At 59.7% G+C, this 20,085-nt stretch carries 20 protein-coding genes; 8 read left to right on the top strand and 12 right to left on the bottom strand.

Going from position 1 to position 20,085, the window contains the following annotated elements:
* Nucleotides 1–28: 28 nt before the first annotated feature.
* Nucleotides 29–1,099, top strand: coding sequence for a mechanosensitive ion channel family protein (locus tag RJ40_RS10030; RefSeq protein ID WP_265580715.1), 1,071 nt, complete (start codon nt 29–31; stop codon nt 1,097–1,099).
* On the opposite strand, the gene RJ40_RS10025 is transcribed toward RJ40_RS10030, so the two are convergent.
* On the bottom strand, nt 1,074–3,092 hold the full coding sequence (locus RJ40_RS10025; RefSeq protein WP_265580714.1) for a PAS domain S-box protein: 2,019 nt from the start codon (nt 3,090–3,092) through the stop codon (nt 1,074–1,076). The genes RJ40_RS10030 and RJ40_RS10025 overlap by 26 nt on opposite strands.
* A gap of 191 nt (nt 3,093–3,283) precedes the next feature.
* On the opposite strand from RJ40_RS10025, the gene RJ40_RS10020 reads away from it, so the two are divergent.
* The 6 genes from RJ40_RS10020 to RJ40_RS09995 all read left to right on the top strand — a co-directional run bounded on the left by RJ40_RS10020 (nt 3,284) and on the right by RJ40_RS09995 (nt 11,910).
* Nucleotides 3,284–4,780 (top strand): methanogenesis marker 14 protein, encoded by a 1,497-nt coding sequence (locus RJ40_RS10020; RefSeq protein ID WP_265580713.1) that lies wholly within the window; start codon nt 3,284–3,286, stop codon nt 4,778–4,780.
* Nucleotides 4,781–4,792: 12 nt separating this feature from the next.
* Entirely contained in the window at nt 4,793–9,421 is a 4,629-nt protein-coding gene (locus RJ40_RS10015; RefSeq protein ID WP_265580712.1) for a PKD domain-containing protein, read from the top strand.
* 90 nt (nt 9,422–9,511) lie between these two features.
* Nucleotides 9,512–9,976 carry an LEA type 2 family protein gene (locus RJ40_RS10010; RefSeq protein ID WP_265580711.1) on the top strand — a complete coding sequence of 155 codons (465 nt, stop codon included), beginning with the start codon at nt 9,512–9,514 and terminating at the stop codon, nt 9,974–9,976.
* A gap of 55 nt (nt 9,977–10,031) precedes the next feature.
* Nucleotides 10,032–10,832, top strand: coding sequence for a hypothetical protein (locus RJ40_RS10005; protein ID WP_265580710.1), 801 nt, complete (start codon nt 10,032–10,034; stop codon nt 10,830–10,832).
* 36 nt (nt 10,833–10,868) lie between these two features.
* Nucleotides 10,869–11,132, top strand: coding sequence for a pro-sigmaK processing inhibitor BofA family protein (locus RJ40_RS10000; protein ID WP_265580709.1), 264 nt, complete (start codon nt 10,869–10,871; stop codon nt 11,130–11,132).
* A gap of 466 nt (nt 11,133–11,598) precedes the next feature.
* Nucleotides 11,599–11,910: a DUF3795 domain-containing protein gene (locus RJ40_RS09995; RefSeq protein ID WP_265580708.1), complete on the top strand. Its 312-nt coding sequence runs from the start codon at nt 11,599–11,601 to the stop codon at nt 11,908–11,910.
* Nucleotides 11,911–12,315: 405 nt separating this feature from the next.
* Here the strand turns inward: RJ40_RS09995 and RJ40_RS09990 are convergent, their stop codons facing one another.
* On the bottom strand, nt 12,316–12,609 hold the full coding sequence (locus RJ40_RS09990; RefSeq protein ID WP_265580707.1) for a hypothetical protein: 294 nt from the start codon (nt 12,607–12,609) through the stop codon (nt 12,316–12,318).
* Entirely contained in the window at nt 12,596–12,913 is a 318-nt protein-coding gene (locus RJ40_RS09985) for a hypothetical protein (RefSeq protein ID WP_265580706.1), read from the bottom strand. The genes RJ40_RS09990 and RJ40_RS09985 overlap by 14 nt, the downstream gene beginning before the upstream one ends.
* A gap of 384 nt (nt 12,914–13,297) precedes the next feature.
* On the opposite strand from RJ40_RS09985, the gene RJ40_RS09980 reads away from it, so the two are divergent.
* Nucleotides 13,298–13,624, top strand: a complete 327-nt coding sequence (locus RJ40_RS09980; RefSeq protein WP_265580705.1) for a hypothetical protein — start codon at nt 13,298–13,300, stop codon at nt 13,622–13,624.
* A 243-nt stretch (nt 13,625–13,867) separates the two neighbouring features.
* On the opposite strand, the gene hxlB is transcribed toward RJ40_RS09980, so the two are convergent.
* From hxlB to RJ40_RS09935, 9 genes are all read right to left on the bottom strand, one after another.
* On the bottom strand, nt 13,868–14,485 hold the full coding sequence (gene hxlB, locus RJ40_RS09975) for a 6-phospho-3-hexuloisomerase (RefSeq protein ID WP_265580704.1): 618 nt from the start codon (nt 14,483–14,485) through the stop codon (nt 13,868–13,870).
* Nucleotides 14,486–14,560: 75 nt separating this feature from the next.
* Complete coding sequence (gene nifU, locus RJ40_RS09970) at nt 14,561–14,974, bottom strand: Fe-S cluster assembly scaffold protein NifU (RefSeq protein WP_265580703.1); 414 nt, start codon at nt 14,972–14,974, stop codon at nt 14,561–14,563.
* Nucleotides 14,975–14,988: 14 nt separating this feature from the next.
* Nucleotides 14,989–16,137, bottom strand: a complete 1,149-nt coding sequence (locus RJ40_RS09965; RefSeq protein ID WP_265580702.1) for a cysteine desulfurase family protein — start codon at nt 16,135–16,137, stop codon at nt 14,989–14,991.
* Nucleotides 16,138–16,152: 15 nt separating this feature from the next.
* Entirely contained in the window at nt 16,153–16,512 is a 360-nt protein-coding gene (locus RJ40_RS09960; protein WP_265580701.1) for a DsrE family protein, read from the bottom strand.
* A 9-nt stretch (nt 16,513–16,521) separates the two neighbouring features.
* Entirely contained in the window at nt 16,522–16,764 is a 243-nt protein-coding gene (locus tag RJ40_RS09955) for a sulfurtransferase TusA family protein (RefSeq protein WP_265580700.1), read from the bottom strand.
* A gap of 245 nt (nt 16,765–17,009) precedes the next feature.
* Nucleotides 17,010–17,669: an amino acid ABC transporter permease gene (locus RJ40_RS09950; RefSeq protein WP_265580699.1), complete on the bottom strand. Its 660-nt coding sequence runs from the start codon at nt 17,667–17,669 to the stop codon at nt 17,010–17,012.
* A 12-nt stretch (nt 17,670–17,681) separates the two neighbouring features.
* Nucleotides 17,682–18,437 (bottom strand): amino acid ABC transporter ATP-binding protein, encoded by a 756-nt coding sequence (locus RJ40_RS09945; RefSeq protein WP_265580698.1) that lies wholly within the window; start codon nt 18,435–18,437, stop codon nt 17,682–17,684.
* 4 nt (nt 18,438–18,441) lie between these two features.
* Nucleotides 18,442–19,116: an amino acid ABC transporter permease gene (locus RJ40_RS09940; RefSeq protein WP_265580697.1), complete on the bottom strand. Its 675-nt coding sequence runs from the start codon at nt 19,114–19,116 to the stop codon at nt 18,442–18,444.
* Nucleotides 19,117–19,265: 149 nt separating this feature from the next.
* Nucleotides 19,266–20,069, bottom strand: coding sequence for an ABC transporter substrate-binding protein (locus RJ40_RS09935; RefSeq protein WP_265580696.1), 804 nt, complete (start codon nt 20,067–20,069; stop codon nt 19,266–19,268).
* Nucleotides 20,070–20,085 lie beyond the last annotated feature (16 nt).

Here is a 20,085-nt window from a genome sequence, read left to right as displayed (position 1 = left end):
TTTTCCTGCGGGCCTGAACCACCACCTGGTGGACATTTATCATTCTATTCTTGGTATAGTCGTCATTCTCGGAGGAGCGCTCGCCTCGGTGGTCATCTATGCGCTGTATCACCGCGGGATCCAACGGGCTGAGAGGACAGCATCAAAACTCGACGACCTCTTCCTCATCTCACTGGGCAAACCGCTCATCGTCTTTGTGCTCGCCGCCGCCGTCTGGTACGCCTTCACCTACGAGATCACCCTGCCCGGTGAGCAGGCCTGGGTGGTCGGCACCACCACCGCTTCGGCCTTCCTCGTCTTTCTCGGGACATGGGCGGCCGCCAGTTTCGTGGAGTTCGCCTTCCGCGAGTATGGAAGAGAGATCGCAGAGAAGACCGACACCGACCTGGACGACCACATCCTTGGCACCCTCGAGAAAACGGCGCACTACATCATCTGGTTCATAGGAATCCTGATGGTGCTCTGCACCCTCAACGTGGACATCACCCCCCTCGTCGCGGGCGCAGGCGTCGCCGGGATCGCCGTCGCCCTCGCAGCCCAGGAGATCATCGGCAACATCTTTGCAGGGAGCGTGATCATGGTCGACCAGCCGCTCAGGGTGAACGACCGGGTGCGGATTCTGGATCATTTCGGGGATGTGGTACGGGTCGGACCGAGAAGCACCCAGATCAAGACGATCGACGATCTGATCATTACCATCCCGAACACTGTCGTCACCCAGAGCGTCATCACCAACTATGCCAGGCCCGAGCCGAAGATCGTGGTGAACATCCAGGTTCCGGTGGCCTATGGGAGCGACGTCGAGCAGGTGATGAGCATCCTGAACAGGGTCGTCGAGGAGGCCGCGGCAGAGGAAGACTACATCCTCACCGACCCCAAACCGGTCGTTTTCTTCGACGAGTTCGGGGCCTCAAGCCTCAACTTCATGCTCAGGGTCTGGACGAACGATTTCAGAATGGAGCGGACGACGAGAAGCACCATCAACCGCGAGATCGACCGGCGCTTCAGGGAGGAGGGGATCGAGATCCCGTTCAGCCAGATCGATATCCACATCAGGGACGACGGGAACGGCCTCAGCCCGGGAAAGACAACGCCATGACCTTTTTTCCGGGCGGTTCCTCTCCGAACCAGAGGACGGCGAGGCCGTCGTCCTGACCCCCGGCAACCCGCCTGACGGCCCAGACCATCGTCCGCTCCTCCCCGTCTCCGGTCAGGAGGGGACAGACCGTCTCGCCGGTGCCGATCACCCCGGCAAGGAGAAGACGATGCAGTTCCATCGCTTTCTCCCGCACGGACGCCGGGACAAACGAGGAGTACCAGTGCCTTCCGACTGCATCCTCTACGCTGCAGCCGATTACTGAGGACATCGCCGGACTGATGTGGATCACGTCTCCACCTCGTGAAAGGCCAACGACTGCCATATTCCCGAGGGAGATGCACCGGAGAGCAAGGTCGGCGAGATCGCGAATGGCCTTTTCGGTCTGTTCACGCTCATATCTCTGGTCCCCAAGCGCTTTCTGGAGGACGCGGAGGTCTGATTCATGGTCTGAGAGGGCGAAGCGCAGTTCTTCGTTTGCTTCCTCAAGTCTCCGTTCAGCCTGTCGCCTCCGGAGGGCCGCGGCGGCCTGGTCGATGAAGGCCTCCACCGTCATCTGGTCCGCAAGCATCTTCCCTATCGGCAAACTGAGGATGACCATGCCATAGAGGACGCTGTCAGCCACCAGGCCCTTAATGTAGTACTCGCCGTATCCGAGGTGTTCTGCGAGCATCATGCAGTTCTGCTTGACCTCGTCGGCGAGGGAGATGTCGTCATCGGTGACCCTGTGGTGAAAGAAGATCCCCGACTTAAAGAACCGCATCTGCTTCCCGTTCATGGTGACGGGTCTTCCCTCCGGGCTTCCTCCCATTACAGCGTCAAAGTTCTGGCGGTGCCGTTCCCAGCCGCGGAAGGCACGGTTCACCCACCCCGACCCATCCTCCAGCGGAGCATTGACGGCCACGATGGCATCAGGGACAAGCCCGCAGATCTCGTCGGCGATATAGTCATAGATATCCCGATCGGGCGGGAAACAAGAGAACTCCGCGGCGGTACCGGTGAGGTATTCGAGAGAAATGACATATTTCCGATCCTGTTCCTCTTTCTTACGCTCCTCGGTGATATCCCGGACGACGGACAGAATCACCGGCGAATCATCGTAGAGAAAAGAATGCGACCTGATCCGCACCACCATCCGCTCCCCGCGCCGGTTCGCCAGGGCCATTTCGGCGTTCGCATACTCCCCCTGCCCGAATGCCAGGAAAACGGAATCTTCCCCGACCCTGGGGCATTCGGGAAGCGTGAAACGCGCGAAGGCCGTCCCGATCAACTCATCGCGGGGGGAATCGAAGAAATCGCAGGCATGGTCGTTGGCCGCAATGAAACTGCCGGGTCTGCTGCCCTCTTCCACATCCAGGAGAAAAACGGCGGCATTGATGTTGTTGAAAACGGTCCGGTAAAATTTTTCCGATTCCCTGAGACCCGCCTCCACGTTTGTCTTCTCAGTCGTGTCGGCCATCAGGATCATCAGCCCGTCCTCCCCGGAGGCGAGCACGGTGGGAACAAAGTTCACTCTGAAATGTCGGGCCAGACCATCCCTCTCCAGGCAGACCTCCTCTGCAAAGGGGTCGCCGGCGAGCGCCTCTTTCACCAGGGGAGCGAGATCATCGGTGAGTCCAGGAAGGGCAGCCGCGAAAAGGGGGCATCCCACGAGTTCGTCTTTTCCTCTCCCACAAAAGGAGAGGTACGGCTCGTTGATCTCGAGGATCCGGGTGTGTTCATCCAGGATCACGATATATTCGGATATGGTGTCGATCAACACGGAGACCGGCACCCGCCTGGAGAGAGAGTAGGCCTTTGCCTTGCCGATCCGTTTCATCTCCACCTGCCCGGACGCGAGGAGAACCTCAAGATATTTCGCGACCGAATTCCGGTTCAGGTGTGTTTCCCGGGATATTTCCGATATTGTGGCACCCTTTTTTCTGAACCTGAGGATCCCGAGGATCCTGTCGGTGATCTCGGCGTCTGCGATCTGATGTTCGAGGGTTTCGGACATGCACCACTCCTAAAGAGATGAATGGAAAATATCCTAAATAAATTACAGGGATTTGCATCGACGTAAAATAAAGTCTCAAAAGATTTCAAAAATCAAATCATACCACAAATTGCGACCAATTTCAATAATTATAATATGCCGGGCATTGTTGCATCGCATACCATTAATCAGCAATCTATGGATTTTGATGCATGGGTTTCATCGATTCTCTCAAACACCCGCTCCCCCACTTCATGGAGAGCCGTCCGCCGCCTTTCCGCAACAACGGGGCAGGTACAACCATTCCTGAATATCGGGAAAAGCCCTACTTCATCGTTGCATCGGTCGAGATGGGCAACACCACTACGAAGTGCGTGCTCACCGGGACCAATCTCGAGACCGGTGCCACGTACATCATCAACAAGACGGTGATGTTCACCCGCGACGCCCGCCTCCCGAAGGAGGGCGAGGAGGTGATCGCAACCTCCCTTGTCGGTCACCCGGTCTCCATGGAAGGAGTGGCCGAAATCGCCAGGGATGTGCTCAAACAGTGCCACGAAGAGGCCGGACTCTCGATCGAGCACGACCTCGACTTTGTGGTGCGAAGCACCGGGATGGCGGCGACCTGGCACTCCCCCCAGGAGGTCGCCGGGTTTATCGGGGCGATCGCCACCGGCTGCGTCCAGGCGGGTGTCCATCCGAGAAAGATGACGCCTCCGATGTCCAGAGAACATCTCCCCAAGAAGTTGCAGCCCTTCTCTCTGATGGACAAAGTCACCCTCCGCGAGACGGTCGCCGGGGTGATCCCCCCCTCTGACCTCGCCGGCGAGGACCGCCTGGTGGCCAACGAGATGGAGGGCGTGCTCGCCATGGCCGGGATCAAGGACGGTGCCCTCCTCTCCCCCATCGACTTCCGCAACCCCTGCATCGCGATGGACTTCGGCACCACGGTGGACGGGTGCATCACCGGCGACGTCCCCCATGACCATAAAACTCCCTTTGCCCGAACGATCGGGACGATCCTCGGCCTCGGAGGTGCCGTCCCGGATGCCCTTGCACGGGGTACGCCAGACGTCGACGACGACAACGGCACCGCACTCGACCTTCTCGGCGACGAGTTCGTGCCGACGGTCCTCACCCTGCGAGAGCGTTCGGTCGTCAAGGAGTACACCGACGAGGTTCACGACCTGCTCACCATCGGCGTCGTCCCCGAAGGGGCGACGCACTTCGGCACCGTCCCGGTCGACCCGAAGGGCGCGACCGAACAGGGGATCACGCTCATCGGTTGCGACTGCGGGACCAACTTCTCCGACGCCCCCAGACTCAAAGCGATCGGGGCGGACATCTACGAGAAGCACGGCGCAAAGAAGATGGCCGAGGTCATCGACCGCGTCTGTGCACGCATGGCCCTGCGCTTCATCGACGTCGCGGTCGAGGAGAGGCTGCTGCTCCCGGAGAAGACGGCGATCGGTTTCTCCGGGCGGGCGGCGACCTCAGGGAGAAAACCCGAGTACATCTTCATGGACATCAAGGACCGGAGTCTCTACACCACCCCCTACGACCACGTTATCTTTGTCGAGGACGCCCTCGCCCGCGGCGCCTCCCTGATGGCCCGGTGCATGTGCTCGCTCGGCCGTCCCCAGAACCCGATCGGCGGGTGCCGCGGCGGGCCGTGCATCCTCGGCCTGAGAAAGAAGGCGGAGCGCTGACCTGGAGGAACCATGATGACACCATCTACCCTCTCCAGCAGCAGGCGAGGCCTCATGACCGCTGTTTTTTTCATCGCTCTTCTTCTCATCCCGGCAGCCTCCGCGACATCCTCCTGGAACGTCGTCGTAGCCGCAGATTTTCCGGATAATTCAATCTGTTATCTTCGGTCCTTTGCTGTCGACGATGAGGGCCATCCGCACTTTTGCTATGAGATCGGAACTCCCTCCTACGATGGGATGAACCATACCTGGCGGGAAGGATCTTCCTGGCATACCGAGGCGGTCCCCCCGCCGGGCGGCGAGATCCGCGGGATGTCGAAGATCGTCCATGACAGCCAGGGCAGGCCGCACCTTGTCTGTTCGGTCGCAGAAGACACCTCCCTCCGGTACATCCACAGAGAGGAGAACTGGGTCACCAAGACTATTGCGACCGGCCAGGAAGCACGGCCTGAGAACCTGGTCCTGACCCTCGGTCCCGACGGTGATCCCTGCATCACGTACACCGCCATGGGAGGTCCTCTCCTCTGCACCTTCAGGAACGGCACGACCTGGAAGACGGAGGCCGCCGATCCAGCCGGAGGGACACCCCTCTCGGTAGCGACCGACAGCCAGGGGAAGCCGGGGATCTGCTACCACAATGCAGGAAACGCCCTCTGCTATGCCAGGGTCGGTGAGGAAGAATGGGAAACGGCGCGGGTCGCCATAGGCCCGGTCCAGGACGCCACTCTCCTCTTCGACAGCCACGACAGGCCGGGGATCTGCTTCATGGCAACCGAACCCGGGACCGGAGAGGACCAACTGACCTATGCCCGGTTTGAAGAAGGGCAATGGCAGACCTCAGTCGTCGCCTCGGGTTTTCTTCCCTATGATTCCTCCTTCCTCTTCGACATTCAGGACAGGCCCATGATCAGTTATGTGGGCTTCGAAGGCGAGACCGCGACGCTGTACCATGCCTGGCTCGAGGCAGGGCAGTGGCAGAAGAACGTCATCGACGCGGACAGGATCGGGTTCGCCACCCCCCTCGTCCTCGACGGGGAGGGCAGGCCCCAGATCTGTTATATGGTCGGTGGAGGGGAGGAGAAGAACCTGCAGTACGCCCGGTACGACGGGGACATGTGGCAGACGGTCACCGTCGCAACCGTCGAGGGGTTCGGGTTGCCCGCCCTCGCAGTGGACAGCGACGGAAACCCCGGGATCGTCTTCTATGACGAGACAAACACCGCCCTTAAGTATGCGGTGCCTTTGATGGGGATCAGCGCCGACTTCTCTGCCGCACCGCCAGCAGGCCCCGCTCCCCTCACCGTACAGTTCTCCGACCATTCATTCACCCCGCCGGACACCGCTCCCCTGGTTCAGTGGGAATGGGACTTCGGGGACGGGTCGAAGGGAACCGGCAGGAACATCGATCACACCTATAAAACCCCCGGCACCTACACGGTCGGCCTGACCGTGAGGGACGGAGACGGACAGGCAGGGACGGCAAAAAAAACAGATCTCATCACCGTCATCGCGGTGGAGCCTCTTGTGAACTGGACATTCGACGACGTCTCAACCGGCGAGAGATGGACGGGCAGTCCGTGCTCTCTTGCGGTGGACAGGCAGGGGCGACCCCATCTCTCCTTCCAGAAGGCGTCCTCCTCCCCGACCCTCGTCGAGGTGATGTACGCCGTCCTGAACCGGACGACCTGGGAGACGCGGAGCCTCGCGAACGGGACAGACCTACGGGACAGCATCTCCGTTGCGCTGGACGGCGAAGGCCTCGCCGGCGTGAGTCACACCGTCTATTATGACGGAAGTGAGGAGGGCCTTTACTACTATGACATCGACGGCGTGCTCGGTCGGCCGGATACAGAATATCACGTCTATAGGTTCTCGACCAGAGAGAGTGCCTGCGCCGTGGACGGCACCGGATCTCCCTGTATCGCATACACGACCGAACTTCCCGATAATATGGGGACAGCCGTCATATATGCCCGCCACGACGGGGCGTCCTGGAATTCGGTCGCGGTGGAGACGAAAGAAAGGACCGATGCCGACGGCATCTCCCTTGCATTCGACCCGGCCGGACGGCCGCACCTCAGTTATTATCGCCAGAGCGGCGATACCAAAGAACTGGTACATGCCTGGCTGCCTCAGGGATCGTCCTCCTTCGAGAACAGAACCCTCGAAAAGGTGGAAGTCTTCGATACCTCCCTGGCGATAGACCGGAACGGCAATCCTCACATCGCCTACACCGTTAACAGCCCGGAGGGGGCGAACGCCGCGGCCATCAACCCGATGCTAAAGTATACCCATTTCGACGGAACCGACTGGAAGATCACCTTCCTCGGTACGGTCGACTATGATACCGTCTCACTCGCCCTCGACAGTGCGGGCAACCCCCACATCTGCTATGTCGCGCCCGAAGGGTTGGTCCATCTCTGGTACGAAGGACCGCACTGGTCGCAGACGACCCTGGAGGCGTCGGCCCCGGACACCTTCATCACCGCCGCCGCCCTGGCCCTCGACAGGAGCGATATCGCACATACCTGCTACGGGACCGTGGACACGAACACCACCGCAGGCACCCTCTGGTATGCGGTCAACCTCCCGCCGAGAGCAGGATTCACCGCGGACACCTCGGCAGGCGTCGCACCCTTAACCGTCCGGTTCAACGACACCTCCACAGGCTTCCCCAACACCTGGCGCTGGGACTTCGGCGACGACACCGCGCTCTCGATAGACCAGCACCCGACCCACGAGTACGCCGTACACGGCTGGTACGCCGTGAACCTGACGGTGCAGAACCGGGATGCCGCGGACACGGCAGAAGAGCCAGATTACATCGCGGTCTTCCAGGCAGGGCATTCCTATCCCTTCTCTCTGAACGGAGTCCTTGTCGGCGGGGGGCAGACCGTCACCCTGAACAGGACGGCCCTTGCCGCCCCCCTGAACGTCTCCGGAAACACGACGGTCGTGGAGGGGCCGAACCCCTCATTCACCCGGATACGCTTCATCTTCTCCTCCCTCACAGAGGCAGGCGGCAATGTCACCGGCGATCTCGATTATGTGCTGATGAATGGTGTCCCGGTGAGCATCATCCTCCCAGGAGGCGGGACGGCCTCGATCGCGGTGGAGATCAACGGTTCCCGGTACGACCAGGCCGCCTCCTTCGACCTCCTCGTCTCAGACGGGTGCAGCGGGAGCGACCTCGCTGCATTCTCCGAAGCCGCATTGGCTGAAGGCAGGTCTCTCGATGAGATCTGTCTCACCATGCTCGTCGATCACACCCTCTCCGCCCTGAACGGTGCCTTCATCACCCTGACCGTCCCGAAGGAGTGGGTCGGGGCGTATGGGAACGAGAACATCAGGCTCTTCAGGCGGGACGATACCGGGAATGTCACCGTCCTTCCGGCCGCCTTCGTCTCCGAGAACGTCACTCACACCGTCTTCAGGGTATGGACCCCCGGTTTCTCAACTTTCGCCGCGGGGGCACTCGCCCCGCTTACGCCGCCGACAGTCACGCCAACGACACCGACGCCTTCGAACGACGGCGGATCAGACAGTTGGCATTCTGGAAGCAGCGACGCGAGCGCACCATGTACAGAGGAACGGGACACCCCCCCGGCCCAGCCTGCCGTCCCTGAGGCGGATGGAAGGGCCGCCGAAGAAGCAGAGGTCAAATCCGGGGAAAGCGCATCAGTTCTCTCAGAAGCACAACCTGAAGGATCAAACGACGTAAAGCCTCCCGAAAGCCCCTCCCGGACGATCATGAATACCCTCAGCGGAGCGGCCAGGGCCGTGCAGGAAGGTGGCGCACGGGCCTCGGGCGCGGTCGCTGGTGTGAAGGGACCGGTACCGGCCGCGGCCCTGATGCCTGAAGGGACCGAGCCCCTCGGCGCCGTCGTCCTCGGGGTCGTCGCGGGGGCACTCGTTGCAACCGGTATAGCGGGCAGTGCGACCGGTTCGGTCTTCAGGCGCATCGGCGACACCCTCAGGGATCTCCTCGGCAACCTCGCCGAGTTCTTCGGCGAACACATCGCCGAGAAACTGGGGGAGAAAGAGGCAGAGATCGCCGCCAACAAATTCGGGGATACGACAGGAAAAAACCGCCACCGCGAGATCCTCATCCTCAGCACAGGTGCGGTCATCTACGGCCTCGCCTTCGTCCTTGCCGAAAGGATCGGCCTGGTACCCGGGGTCATCGGGGTGTACATCCTCGTCTGCGGAGTGGTGGTCGCAGTGCATGAGGCGACGCACCATCTCATCGCCCGTCGTTTTGCAATGCCCTCCAGGGTCAGGTTCAACGCGAGCGGCATCGTCACCACCTTCCTCACCGCCTGGTTCTTCGGCAATGTCTTTGCCCAGCCCCTGATGACCGCAGTCCCGGCCGCCGAGAAGCGGGCGACCGGCATCACCATGATCGCAGGGCCGCTTGTCTCCTTTATCTTCGCCGTGGGATTCGCCCTCCTCATCCCCTTCGGCGGCATCTGGACCCTCATGGGCACCACCGGTCTCTCGGTCAACCTCATCGAGGCCGTCTACTCCCTCGTGCCCTTCACCCCCATGGACGGGAGTTCGGTGTACACGTGGAACAGAGTGAACTGGGCAGTGGCCTTTGTCCCGGTCTTCGTGGTCTATCTGGCCCTCTACTTGATGTGAGCAGGGCCTTCACCTCTTTTTTCCATCGGTCCCCCTGCGGTGCCGAGCACCATAAATACCGTGACACCCCTTCACCGACAGAGGAGGATTATGAAACTCACTCCAATCCTGGCCATTCTCGCGATCGCGGTCTTCATCGCCGGATGCACCTCAGAACCGCCAGTCGGGCCGCCGGAGGTCACCGTCACCGGCGTAGCCGTCAGTGACCTCAGCCTGGAGAGCATGGACCTGGTGGTCTTCCTTGCCGTGGACAACCCGAACCCGATCGAGGTGACGATCAGCAGGGTGGAGATGGACGTCTCCTACTCGAAAGACAGAGCCGAGGTGCTGCTCGGCTCAGGAACCAAAGGAGCGATCACCGTCCCGGCATCCAACCGGACCGAAGTCACGGTCCCGATCACCATGGACAATGCGGCCATGCTCTCTGCGGCCGCGGTTCTGCTCCTCTCCGGAGAACTTGAGGTGAAAGTGGAAGGCACGATGACCATCGATGCAGGCATCGCCTCGTTCGACGTGCCATTCGAGAAGACAGAGAAAGTATCGGTGCGTGAATGAACAAGGGCCGCGCACCGGCACCAAACCTTTTTTACGCGCACGCCGCCCTGCCATCATGCAACCTGTGAGCGGGATCGTCCGGCCCCTTGACTTCTCCTACCCGACAAACCGTGCAATTGCCATCTTTTCTCTCGTGATCTTCTTCATCAAAACGGCGGCGACAGCCCTCACCGGCACCGGGATCGTCGGGCCCGTCATCCTGGGCGTCGCCGCCGGCATGGCAGTCTTCCTTGCCTGGGCGCTCGGCCGGGAGGTCGACCCCGACCACGACCCTTCCGCGCTGCTGGCGGCGGCGCTCACGGCCGCCGCTCTCCTCGTCCTGCCTGCCTCCGACATCCTCACCCTCCTCTGGCTCCTTCTCGTCCTGCGGATCGTGAACCGGACGTCCGGGCTTACGGCAACGGGCGTGGACGTCGCGCTGGTGCTCGCCCTTACCCTCTGGCCCCTCTGGCAGGGGTTTCTCATGGCAGGGCCGCTCACGGCCGCGGCGCTCCTCCTCGACAAAACATTGAGGAAGCCCGCCCCCCACCGCATCCCCGCCGCGGCCCTCGCCCTCACCGCCGCGGCGGCGGCCCTCTTCGCCGGACGGGGCACCGCGATCACGACACCTCTCCTCCCGATCGGCATCATCGTCGCCGTCGCGACGGTGCTCTTCCTCCGGGCGATCGCCGCGGCATCGACTATCCGGTCATCAGGCGACAGCGGAGGAGGAACACTGGAACCCGGGAGAGTGAGGGCGGCGCAGGCCCTTGCCCTCGCGACGGCACTCGCCGCCCTCCCCTGGAGTTTCGGAGCGGTCGCCCCCCTCTGGGCCGCCGTCCTCGCCGCGGGGGTCTGGCGGGTCAGGGCGAAGTGACCGCAACCTATTTATTCCGCATGCTGAGTTACAGGCATGCTCGGACCAATCATCGGAATCCTGCTCGCACTTCTCATAGCGCTGCTCCTGTTTTATTTTGTGAGAAAAGGGATTGCACTCGTGATCAACGCCATCATCGGCGTCGTCGTCCTCTACCTGATCAACCTCTTCAACGTGATGAGCCTTTTCGGACAACCCGACATCCCGATCGACATTATCACCGTACTCATCTGTGCACTCGGCGGGATCGTCGGCGTGGTTATCGTGGTGATCCTTCACCTCATGGGAGTGCCGTTGTAAGACAGAACGTGAAATAATGGTGACTGCTCCCCCGACTGAAGTCGGGGGCATCCTGGGATGTTACCCCTGAGATTGCAGCCCCAATCTCATAATATTGATCGCCGCGTTCTGGTCACGATCCATTACCAACCGTGGAGGAAGGCACGTCGATCTGATGTGCCGCCCTCAATCGCAGAATCTTCCCCGCTGTCTCACGCCGGGGGGTTGCACCCCCCGGACCCCCCACGGACCAAAGATAGCCGAGGGGCGGCGATGGAACACGATCCCCACCGATTCTCCTCTCTTGAAAAGAGAGAGAGCAAGTGACAAGAAATTTTCATCCCATATGCTTGAGGCGTGCTTTCGCCTCATGAAAAATTCTACAAAGCCTTAAAAACATGCGATTCAACAGAACCCATATATTCCCTTATTTACTTTCACCATACAGGGCACAGAGATATATATCGATCAGTCAGAGTGCGATCATATGGAACAAAATATCGAGGTCTGTGGAATTGTCTGTAAAGACTGCGACTACTTTTCTGAATGTGGAGGGTGCGAAGCGGTCCGGGGCAGGCCGTTCTGGACGGCATATGTCGGAGCCGAGGAGTGCCCGATCCATGAATGCTGTGTGGGCGAACGGCACCTCGACCACTGTGGGCAGTGCCAGGAACTTGTATGTGAGCGGTTTACCCGTTTCAGAGACCCCAATATAACCGATGAAGAGGCCACCACTGCACTTGAAGCGATGACAGATCGACTCCTCACCAGGAAAACTGAAGAAGATCAGGCTTTTTAGAATAGCCCATAAAGCGAAAGCACACCACAGGCATATTGGATGAAAATTTCATATTGCAGTCGTCCAGGATGTGGAAGAGTTTGTGATCCCCTCCTTGCGATCGGTGAACAGCCAGAAATCTCCCCCCGGCACCGATGTTTGGGAAGGCGTGATGGAATGATCAGGCATGCCGCCCTCAATTGCAGAAACTTCCCTGCCGTCTCGCACCGGGGGCCGTGCCCCCGGACCCCCACAGACGAAGATAGCCGGGGGGCGGCAATAGAGTGAGGTCTCCATCGATTCTTGCGTCTTGAAATGAGACAGCACGTGACAAGAAATTTTCATCCCGTATGCGTGAGCCCGGCGCTCATGAAAAATTCTACAGAGCCTAAAAAAAAGATATGAGGCCAGCAGACCACCGCCTGCTTATTCCTTCTTTTCGTGACCCTTCCGCGCCTTCTCGGCCACCTCGGTGACGGCACGTTCCAGCGCCGCCCCGGCGTCCCGTGCCTTCTTCTCCAGGTGACCGCGTCCCTCCTCAGTGAGGAAAAGGTGGCGGCCGAGTGCGGTCACGTCCCCGACCGCCCTGCGTACCGACTTCGAGGCCTCGTCGACGAGGTCATCCAACGAAGGTGCTGAGGGTTCTGACGATGTTTCAGGCGCCGGTTCCTCATACTCGACCCACCGCCCCTTCTCAAAGTGTCCTTCATTCTGAGTCATTGAATAGATCTTTTCTACGCCTGAGGGATAATACTCTTCCTGGGCTGCTGGTCGCAAGGACCGCAAGTGCATACACGACCGCGGCGAAGACATCGATCAGGGAGAGATAGAGCGCCTGCATCACGACATCAGGGACACCGGAGGGTATCAGGAGACCGGCGGCAAGAATTGCCAGGGAGGGATGCGTGATTCGCAGATGTGATGCGAAGAGGGGATAAGGGGACGAGGAGCGCGAAATTGAGGCAAAATACTCTAAGAGGGCCCCCGGCAAATATGCGATCGTCTCGAAAAAGAACCCGATCACTCACGATGTAATGAGGAGAAGGACGGAGACGGCAGCATAGGCGGCGGCTATATATTTACACGCGACACAGGAACCGAAGTCCAGGACAACACCCTCTCAGGCCGGAAAAAGATACGTCTGCTGTTCAGAATTATATTGCAGGACTGAATCGCTGAATACCCCGTCAGATAGAAACAGTTCCTGAAAAAAATGCATATAACCCCCTGACGATCCACAAAATCTACAAAAAATATAACAATATGAATATGTACATATCCCATAAAACGGTACGCCGCCGGCGGTAGCCCCCTCGACATGTTCAACCAGACACCTGAGATTAACGCTCATCTGGACAAAAACTTCTTCAGCGCCCCACCCCCGGCCGTACCATCCGGTGATATGCATATGGGCAGGGATCCTCTGAAACTGGCTGTCCTCTCCGCCTGGGCCGCTGCCGGTGGGCTCTTCGTGGTAGGTGGGGCCGGGTACGCACTCACCGGCAATATCCCCCGATACCTGGACCATCTGCACGCCCTCTCGGTGGTCATCCTCCTCCTGGCGGGCTTCACCCTCCTGCTCTACACCCTCTTCAGGCTCAAGGCCTGGCTGGACCGTCGCCACCGCGAGAGGATCGGGATGAACAGGGAGTTCGCCGACCTGAAGCGCTCAGTCGACGAGATCAGAAAAAAAGTCGAGATGATCGAGGGACGCCCCGACGACGGAACCGAATGAAAAGGCTCATGGGGCTGCGTAAAATCAGGGATGAGCAGAGAGCACGCCTCAGGCACACCACATGAAAATTGTTCATCAGAGATCTTTTGAGTTCACACCCTTGCCCCCGATGCTCACGCCGGAAACGGAATTCCACAAAGCCAAAAAACCTTTGATTTTCGAGATGCGACCAAAAAAAGCATGAGAAGACCACAGGTCTCCGAGTGGTCAACCCTTCACAAAGATATCAATCTTCAGAGCGGTTCACTGGATATTGGCGAGCCGCCCCTTCACATCCTCAAGACTGCAATGCTTCAACTCCATCAGGGCCGAGAGGACGGCATCTGAAAAGATCAAGGCGGCAGTCTCGTACAGTGTCCCGAACGGAGCAAACGACGGAGAGACCGATCGATACTCCCCGGTGAGCTGGCGAATCTCATACTGCCCCGAAGAGGTCCGGATCGGTGGGGCCGAGGCGCCCAGGTCCACCACACAGTCGGCCATTCGGCCGAGCTGCGAATCCGGGGTGGCCGTGATGAGACAGATCCGGCCATTGAGTTCCTGGGCCGTCTCGCAGAAGTCAACGACCGACGTCGTTTCCCCCGAACCCGAAAAAGCGACAAGCGTGTCCCCTTCTCCCAGGGCCGGGGTGATCGTCTCCCCGACCACATAGGCTTCCACCCCAAGATGGCAGAGCCGCATCGCAAACGCCCTGGCCACAAGCCCCGAGCGACCCGCCCCGACCACATAGACCCGGCGCGCCGCAAGGAGGTGGTCGATGAGCCCCGCCGCCTGCTCCTGGTCCAGGCCGCGTGCTGTCTCCGCAACCTTCTCAGACGTCAGGAGCATCAGGTCGACGATGCTGTAGCACTCCTCTACCATGTGAGAACTTGGAACATAACGGTACATCATCCTGTCGGTCTGATCCCGGACAGCCGCACCAGATACCCGGCAGGTTCAAGCCGTCATTTCAGCCTCTTTCTTCTTTCTCTTCTCCCGATAATCCGTGATCGCCTCGTGCAGGGCGTCTGCCGCGAGGTTGGAACAGTGCATCTTCACCGGCGGCAGTCCCTCCAGTTCGTCTGCCACGTCCTGACGGGTGATCGCCAGCGCCTCGTCCAGGTGCTTGCCCATCGCCAGTTCGGTGACCATGCTTGCCGTCGCGATCGCAGAACCACACCCAAAAGTCTTGAACTTGATATCGGTGATCACGTCCTCCTCGACCCTGATAGTGACCTGCATCAGGTCGCCGCAGACCGGGTTGCCCACCAACCCGACGCCGTCCGCGTCCTCGACCTCGCCCACATTCCTCGGGTTCATGAAATGGTCCATGACCCGCTTCGAGTAGCCAATCTGTGGCCTATCTTCCATATCTTCACCTCCTCTTATAACGGGGAGATCCCCCTGAGACGCCCTACCGTCTCCTGCATCGCATCGACGACGACCCTGACATCGGCGACGGTGTTCGACCGTCCCAGGGTCATCACCACCGAGCCATGCGCCTGCTCATGGGTCAACCCGATCGCAAGCAGGACATGGGAAGGCTCCAGCGTCCTGGAACTGCACGCCGACCCGGTCGCCACCTGGATGCCAAAGAACGTATCCAGATTCAGGAGAATGCTCTCCCCCTCGATCCTGCTGAACCTGAAACTTGCGTGATGAGGGAGTCGGTCGGTCGGGTGGCCGGTGAGTGCGGCCTCCTCGATCTCCAGAACCGCCCTGACGAGACGGTCGCGGATCGCCTGCTCCCGCGCCATCTCCTCTTCCATCTCTTCTGCCGCAAGCCGCGCCGCCTCACCCATCCCGGCAATGGCAAAGACATTCTCGGTCCCTGAACGCAGCCCGCGCTCCTGCCCGCCGCCCGGCATCACCGACTGGACCTTCACCCCCGGCCCGACGTACAGGGCGGCCGCGCCCCGCGGCCCCCCGAGATCGTTTCCCGAAAGGGTCAGGAGATCGATCCCGTCCCCCTGCACATCGATCGGCACCCGCCCGGCCGCGGCGGTGGCGTTCACATGGAGATACGCCCCGTGCTCATGCACCAGCCTGCTCACCTCACGCACCGGCTCGACCGTCCCGATCTCGTCGTTCGCATAATTGACCGAGACCAGCACGGTCTCAGGCGTGAGCTCTGCCTCCAGATTGGCCAGGTCGACCGTCCCATACCGGTCCACCGGGATGAAATCCAGCTCAAACCCCTGTTTCTGGAGATCTTTTGCCGGGTTCATCACTGAGATGTGCTCGACCGCACTGACAAGGATCTTCTTCCCCTTCTTCCGGTTCCGCAGCGCCGTCCCCCTGATCCCCAGGTTGTTCGACTCGGTCGCGCTCCCGGTGAAGACGATGCTCCGCGGGCTCCCGGCATTGACCAGGGCCGCGACCTGCTCCCTCGCTGCCTCCACCGCACGCCGCGCCGAGAGCCCGCGGTCATACAGGGAAGAGGGGTTGCCAAACTCCTCCTCCAGATAGTGCCTGGCAAAGGCCAGGACACGCGGGTCCACCGGCACCGCCGATGCATGATCCAGGTAGACCATTCTCCACCTCACCACTCAGAAGGTCAGGACCGCGTCGGCCTCCAGGGCCAGGTCGTTGAGCGTCGCCCCGCCGGCGATCACTCCCTCGGGGATGAACTCACCACGGGGAATCCCGAGCAGTTGCGTGCTCTGCTCGCAGATATAGATCTTCACCCCAACGTCGAGCGCCTGCTGCATCGCCTCGACCAGGGGCGGGAAGGCCCCGACCCTGACCTGCTCGGCCTCACCCTGCTTGACGACCATCACCCCCTTGATCATAAAGAAGATCGCCGCCTCGACCCCCATGCTCACCGCCGTCGCCCCGAGAATGAACGGGGCGTACAACCGTTCCGGAGTATCGGGTCCGCTCGTCTGGACATACAATATTTTTTCCATCCAACCACCTCACTTCGTCCTCCTGATATAGAAGGTCAGGATCCCCTCTTCCTTCTCAAGACCAATAATCTCATGCCCGGTCCGCTTCGCCCAGCGGGTGATGTCCTCTTCGGCCGCCGGGTCGTCGGCCTCGACCTTCAGCACCTCACCGACGGCGACCTTCTCGATCTCCTCTTTCGTTCTCGCAATCGGTTCCGGGCAGAAGAGTCCGACGCAGTCCAGTTCCCGTGCCGGGCCCTTCTCCTCAGCCATCGCACCCGCTCCTCAGAGAGAAATACCCTGAAATCATCTCAGTCCGGTCCCCCCCGGTTCGGGGGGCATAGGTCACCACGGTGGATAAACCTAACTCAAATGGGGAGCGCGGCGGCGGGATGATCGGAAGAGCCTCCACACCCGACGGATTCTACCCTGCCGTCTCGCATCGGGGGGCGGCGAGAAATGAGTGAACGGGATCCCTCGCGCCTGACAGATCGTTCTGAAAAAAGAGTGTGAGTCCCTCACACCGGGACGGCGTACTTCTTCTCAAGCCCGTTTGCGACCAGGGTGGTGACTGTGACCAGGAAGAGATAGACGATCCCGACCACGATGAAGGTCTCATTGAAGGTGAAGTACTTCGTTGCCACCAACTTGCCCGCACCGGTCAGTTCGATGACCGTGATCATGTAGGCGAGGGACGAATACTTGATGAGATAGATGAACTCATTGGTCAGCCCGGGGATGGCACGGCGGAGCGCCTGTGGGAGGACGATGTACCGAATCCCCTGGAATCTGGTCATTCCGAGCGCCTGGGCAGCGGTGATCTGCCCTTCCTTCACCGAGAGAAGCGCACCCCGGATATACTCTGAACTATACGCCCCATTACAGAAGATAAACCCGACCACCGCCGCCCACTCGGCCGACGGGAACCTGATCCCGATCGAAGGCATACCGAAGTACAGGATGAAGAGGAGGAGAAGAAGGGGCGTCCCCTTGACAAAGGTGACAAAAGCTTTGCAGGGAAACGAAACCCAGCGGTTGCCATATGTTCTGCCGATCGCAAGACCGATCCCCAGGAGAAAACCGAAGGGGGCTGCCGCTGCGATGAGAAGGAGGGTGATCAGGACACCGTCCCAGAGAGCCGGGAGAAGAATTGTCGTCAGGAATACTATATCGTCCATCGTCTCGCCACGTCACTGCTCGCCGAAGTCCTGGAATGATCCTATGAACTCTCTTGTCCGGGTGAATGCAGGACCTGTCATGAGGTCGTCGGGGGAGCCCTGTTCCTGGATCTTCCCGTGTTCCATGAAGATGATCTCGTTCGCAACCGAGCGGGCAAAACTCATCTCGTGCGTCACCACGAGCATCGTCATCCCCTGCCGGGCGAGCGTCTTCATCACCTCGAGCACCTCGCGGGTCAATTCGGGGTCGAGAGCAGAGGTAGGTTCGTCAAAGAGGATCACGTCGGGATCCATCGCCAGCGCACGCGCGATCGAGACGCGCTGCGCCTGACCCCCCGAGAGTTCGGCAGGATAGTTCTCGGCCCAATCCTCCATCCCCACCCGGCGCAGTTCGGCAAGCGCCTTCTCGCGGGCCGCGGCGGGATCCATCTTCTTCACCTTCAGCAGTGCGATCTCGACATTCCGTACAGCCGTCAGGTGGTCGAAGAGGTAGAAGTTCTGGAACACCATCCCGATCTTCTGCCGGAAATAATTGATACGTGCGCCAGAGTGCGTCACTTCCTCATCGTGCAGGAACACACGCCCCTCGTCGGGATCGGTCAACTGGTTGATGCACCGCAGCAAGGTGCTCTTGCCCGTACCCGAAGGACCGATGAAGACTTTTGTCTCACCTTTCTTCACATCGAAGGAGACACCCCGGAGCACCTCCCGCTCACCATATTTCTTATGAATATCCTCGACCCGGAGGATGCAACCATCTGAAACCATCTCTCTACACGCCTCCTTGTCCAAACCCGGGGATACTGATCCTCTTCTCCAGTATGTGCAGGCCCTTCATCCCCGCATAATTGAGAAGAATATAGATCCCGGCTGCAGCCAGATAGATCGGCATCGCGATGTAGGTCTGGGCTACAATCTGCGTCGTCCGTGTCAGGATCTCGGCCACTCCGATTGCATAGCAGACCGAGGTATCGGTCAGCACCGTCGGGTACTCGTTTGACCACCCGGGCAGGGCGATCCGCACTGCCTGTGGGAGGATAATACTCTTGATCGCCTGCCACCTGCTCATCCCCAGCGACCTCGCGGCGATCATCTGTCCCTCGCTGATCGAGAGGATAGCACCACGGAAGATCTGAGACTGGTACGCCGCACCCCTGAGCCCAAGTACGACGATAGCAACATAAAATGGGTCTATCCCGGGGTTCAGCGAGAGAAAAATCCCGAAATAGAAGAGGAACAGGAGCACAAGGACAGGCAGACCCCTGAAGAACCAGACATATACCGATATTATACTCTTGAGGATCCGATTCCCATAGATCTGGCCGAGGGCCATAGGGAGACCGAAGAGCAACCCCAGACCAAGGGAGGAAAGCACCAGAGCGAGGGTCAGGATGACCCCCTCAAAGAGGTACGGGATCCAATCCACCAGGATAGTTATAACACCCATGTTCAGTCCCTATAGCCACACGAAGGAGCGGCCATGTTCTATGTGTTCACCAGGAATACAGTGTTTTATGGTTATCCTGCATTTAAGAAAAGGTTTGGGGTTTAACCCCTCACCCTGCCGATGCATAGCAACCGGGGCAGAGAGCCGGTTCAGAGCATCTCGTACTTCTTGAGAAGTTCCTCCCACTTCGGGGAGGCCATCAACTCGTCGAGACCTTCGTTGACGGTCTTGAGGAGTTTGTTATCCTCCTTGCGGATAGCCACACCATAGTTCTCGCCGGTGTAGATCTCACCCACGATATGGAGGGGCTGGCCCTGGATCGAGTTCATATGCGGAGGCTTGTCGTAGATCGTCGCATCGACCTGCCGGTTGTTCAGGGCGGTGATGGCAATCGGGAAACTGTCAAAGTACTTCAGGTTCTCTTTGGGTATCGTGCCGTTTGCGATGAGGTTTTGCTCCACCCAGTACGCACCGGTCGTCCCGCGCTGGGCACCGATCACGGCCTTGCCTGCCATGATGTCATCCATCGTGAGCCCGGAGTCATCATGGACAGCAAAGGACTGGTTGATCGTCAGGTATGGATTGGAGAAGTTCACTTCCTCAAGACGCTCGGGCGTAATGGTCATCCCTGAGTAGACCATATCGATCTTGCGCTGCTGGAGCGCAGGGATGATGCCGTCCCAGTCCATGCCTTTGATCTCAACCTTGAACCCTTTCTTCTCGGCGATCCACTGAACCGACTCGACGTCAAGCCCGGTGATCGTTCCGTCCTTCTCCATATAGGCATATGGAGGATACGCTGAGTCGACACCGACAATGTATGTGGGGACATCGTCAGCACCGCCAGTTTCCTGACCCTGGTCAGCCGGCGCCTCACTCCCTGTACACCCTGCAAAGCAGACGGTAAAGGCGAGTATAAGGACCAGCAGACCACCACCCAACTTCATGTTCATTCATAAAAAAATGGGG

It is taken from the genome of Methanofollis aquaemaris (assembly GCF_017357525.1).
In the GTDB taxonomy this organism is placed as follows: domain Archaea; phylum Halobacteriota; class Methanomicrobia; order Methanomicrobiales; family Methanofollaceae; genus Methanofollis; species Methanofollis aquaemaris.
The sequence above is the reverse complement of the archived record's forward strand: the minus strand, read 5'-3'. Positions and strand labels throughout refer to the sequence as shown.

Bases quoted from the DNA above. Each gene is read 5' to 3' on its own strand.
- RJ40_RS10025 (WP_265580714.1), bottom strand. From the start codon at position 3,092: ATGTCCGAAACCCTCGAACATCAGATCGCAGACGCCGAGATCACCGAC.
- RJ40_RS10020 (WP_265580713.1), top strand. From the start codon at position 3,284: ATGGGTTTCATCGATTCTCTCAAACACCCGCTCCCCCACTTCATGGAG.
- RJ40_RS10015 (WP_265580712.1), top strand. From the start codon at position 4,793: ATGATGACACCATCTACCCTCTCCAGCAGCAGGCGAGGCCTCATGACC.
- RJ40_RS10010 (WP_265580711.1), top strand. From the start codon at position 9,512: ATGAAACTCACTCCAATCCTGGCCATTCTCGCGATCGCGGTCTTCATC.
- RJ40_RS10005 (WP_265580710.1), top strand. From the start codon at position 10,032: ATGCAACCTGTGAGCGGGATCGTCCGGCCCCTTGACTTCTCCTACCCG.
- RJ40_RS10000 (WP_265580709.1), top strand. From the start codon at position 10,869: ATGCTCGGACCAATCATCGGAATCCTGCTCGCACTTCTCATAGCGCTG.
- RJ40_RS09995 (WP_265580708.1), top strand. From the start codon at position 11,599: ATGGAACAAAATATCGAGGTCTGTGGAATTGTCTGTAAAGACTGCGAC.
- RJ40_RS09990 (WP_265580707.1), bottom strand. From the start codon at position 12,609: ATGACTCAGAATGAAGGACACTTTGAGAAGGGGCGGTGGGTCGAGTAT.
- RJ40_RS09980 (WP_265580705.1), top strand. From the start codon at position 13,298: ATGGGCAGGGATCCTCTGAAACTGGCTGTCCTCTCCGCCTGGGCCGCT.
- hxlB (WP_265580704.1), bottom strand. From the start codon at position 14,485: ATGGTAGAGGAGTGCTACAGCATCGTCGACCTGATGCTCCTGACGTCT.
- nifU (WP_265580703.1), bottom strand. From the start codon at position 14,974: ATGGAAGATAGGCCACAGATTGGCTACTCGAAGCGGGTCATGGACCAT.
- RJ40_RS09965 (WP_265580702.1), bottom strand. From the start codon at position 16,137: ATGGTCTACCTGGATCATGCATCGGCGGTGCCGGTGGACCCGCGTGTC.
- RJ40_RS09960 (WP_265580701.1), bottom strand. From the start codon at position 16,512: ATGGAAAAAATATTGTATGTCCAGACGAGCGGACCCGATACTCCGGAA.
- RJ40_RS09955 (WP_265580700.1), bottom strand. From the start codon at position 16,764: ATGGCTGAGGAGAAGGGCCCGGCACGGGAACTGGACTGCGTCGGACTC.
- RJ40_RS09950 (WP_265580699.1), bottom strand. From the start codon at position 17,669: ATGGACGATATAGTATTCCTGACGACAATTCTTCTCCCGGCTCTCTGG.
- RJ40_RS09945 (WP_265580698.1), bottom strand. From the start codon at position 18,437: ATGGTTTCAGATGGTTGCATCCTCCGGGTCGAGGATATTCATAAGAAA.
- RJ40_RS09940 (WP_265580697.1), bottom strand. From the start codon at position 19,116: ATGGGTGTTATAACTATCCTGGTGGATTGGATCCCGTACCTCTTTGAG.
- RJ40_RS09935 (WP_265580696.1), bottom strand. From the start codon at position 20,069: ATGAACATGAAGTTGGGTGGTGGTCTGCTGGTCCTTATACTCGCCTTT.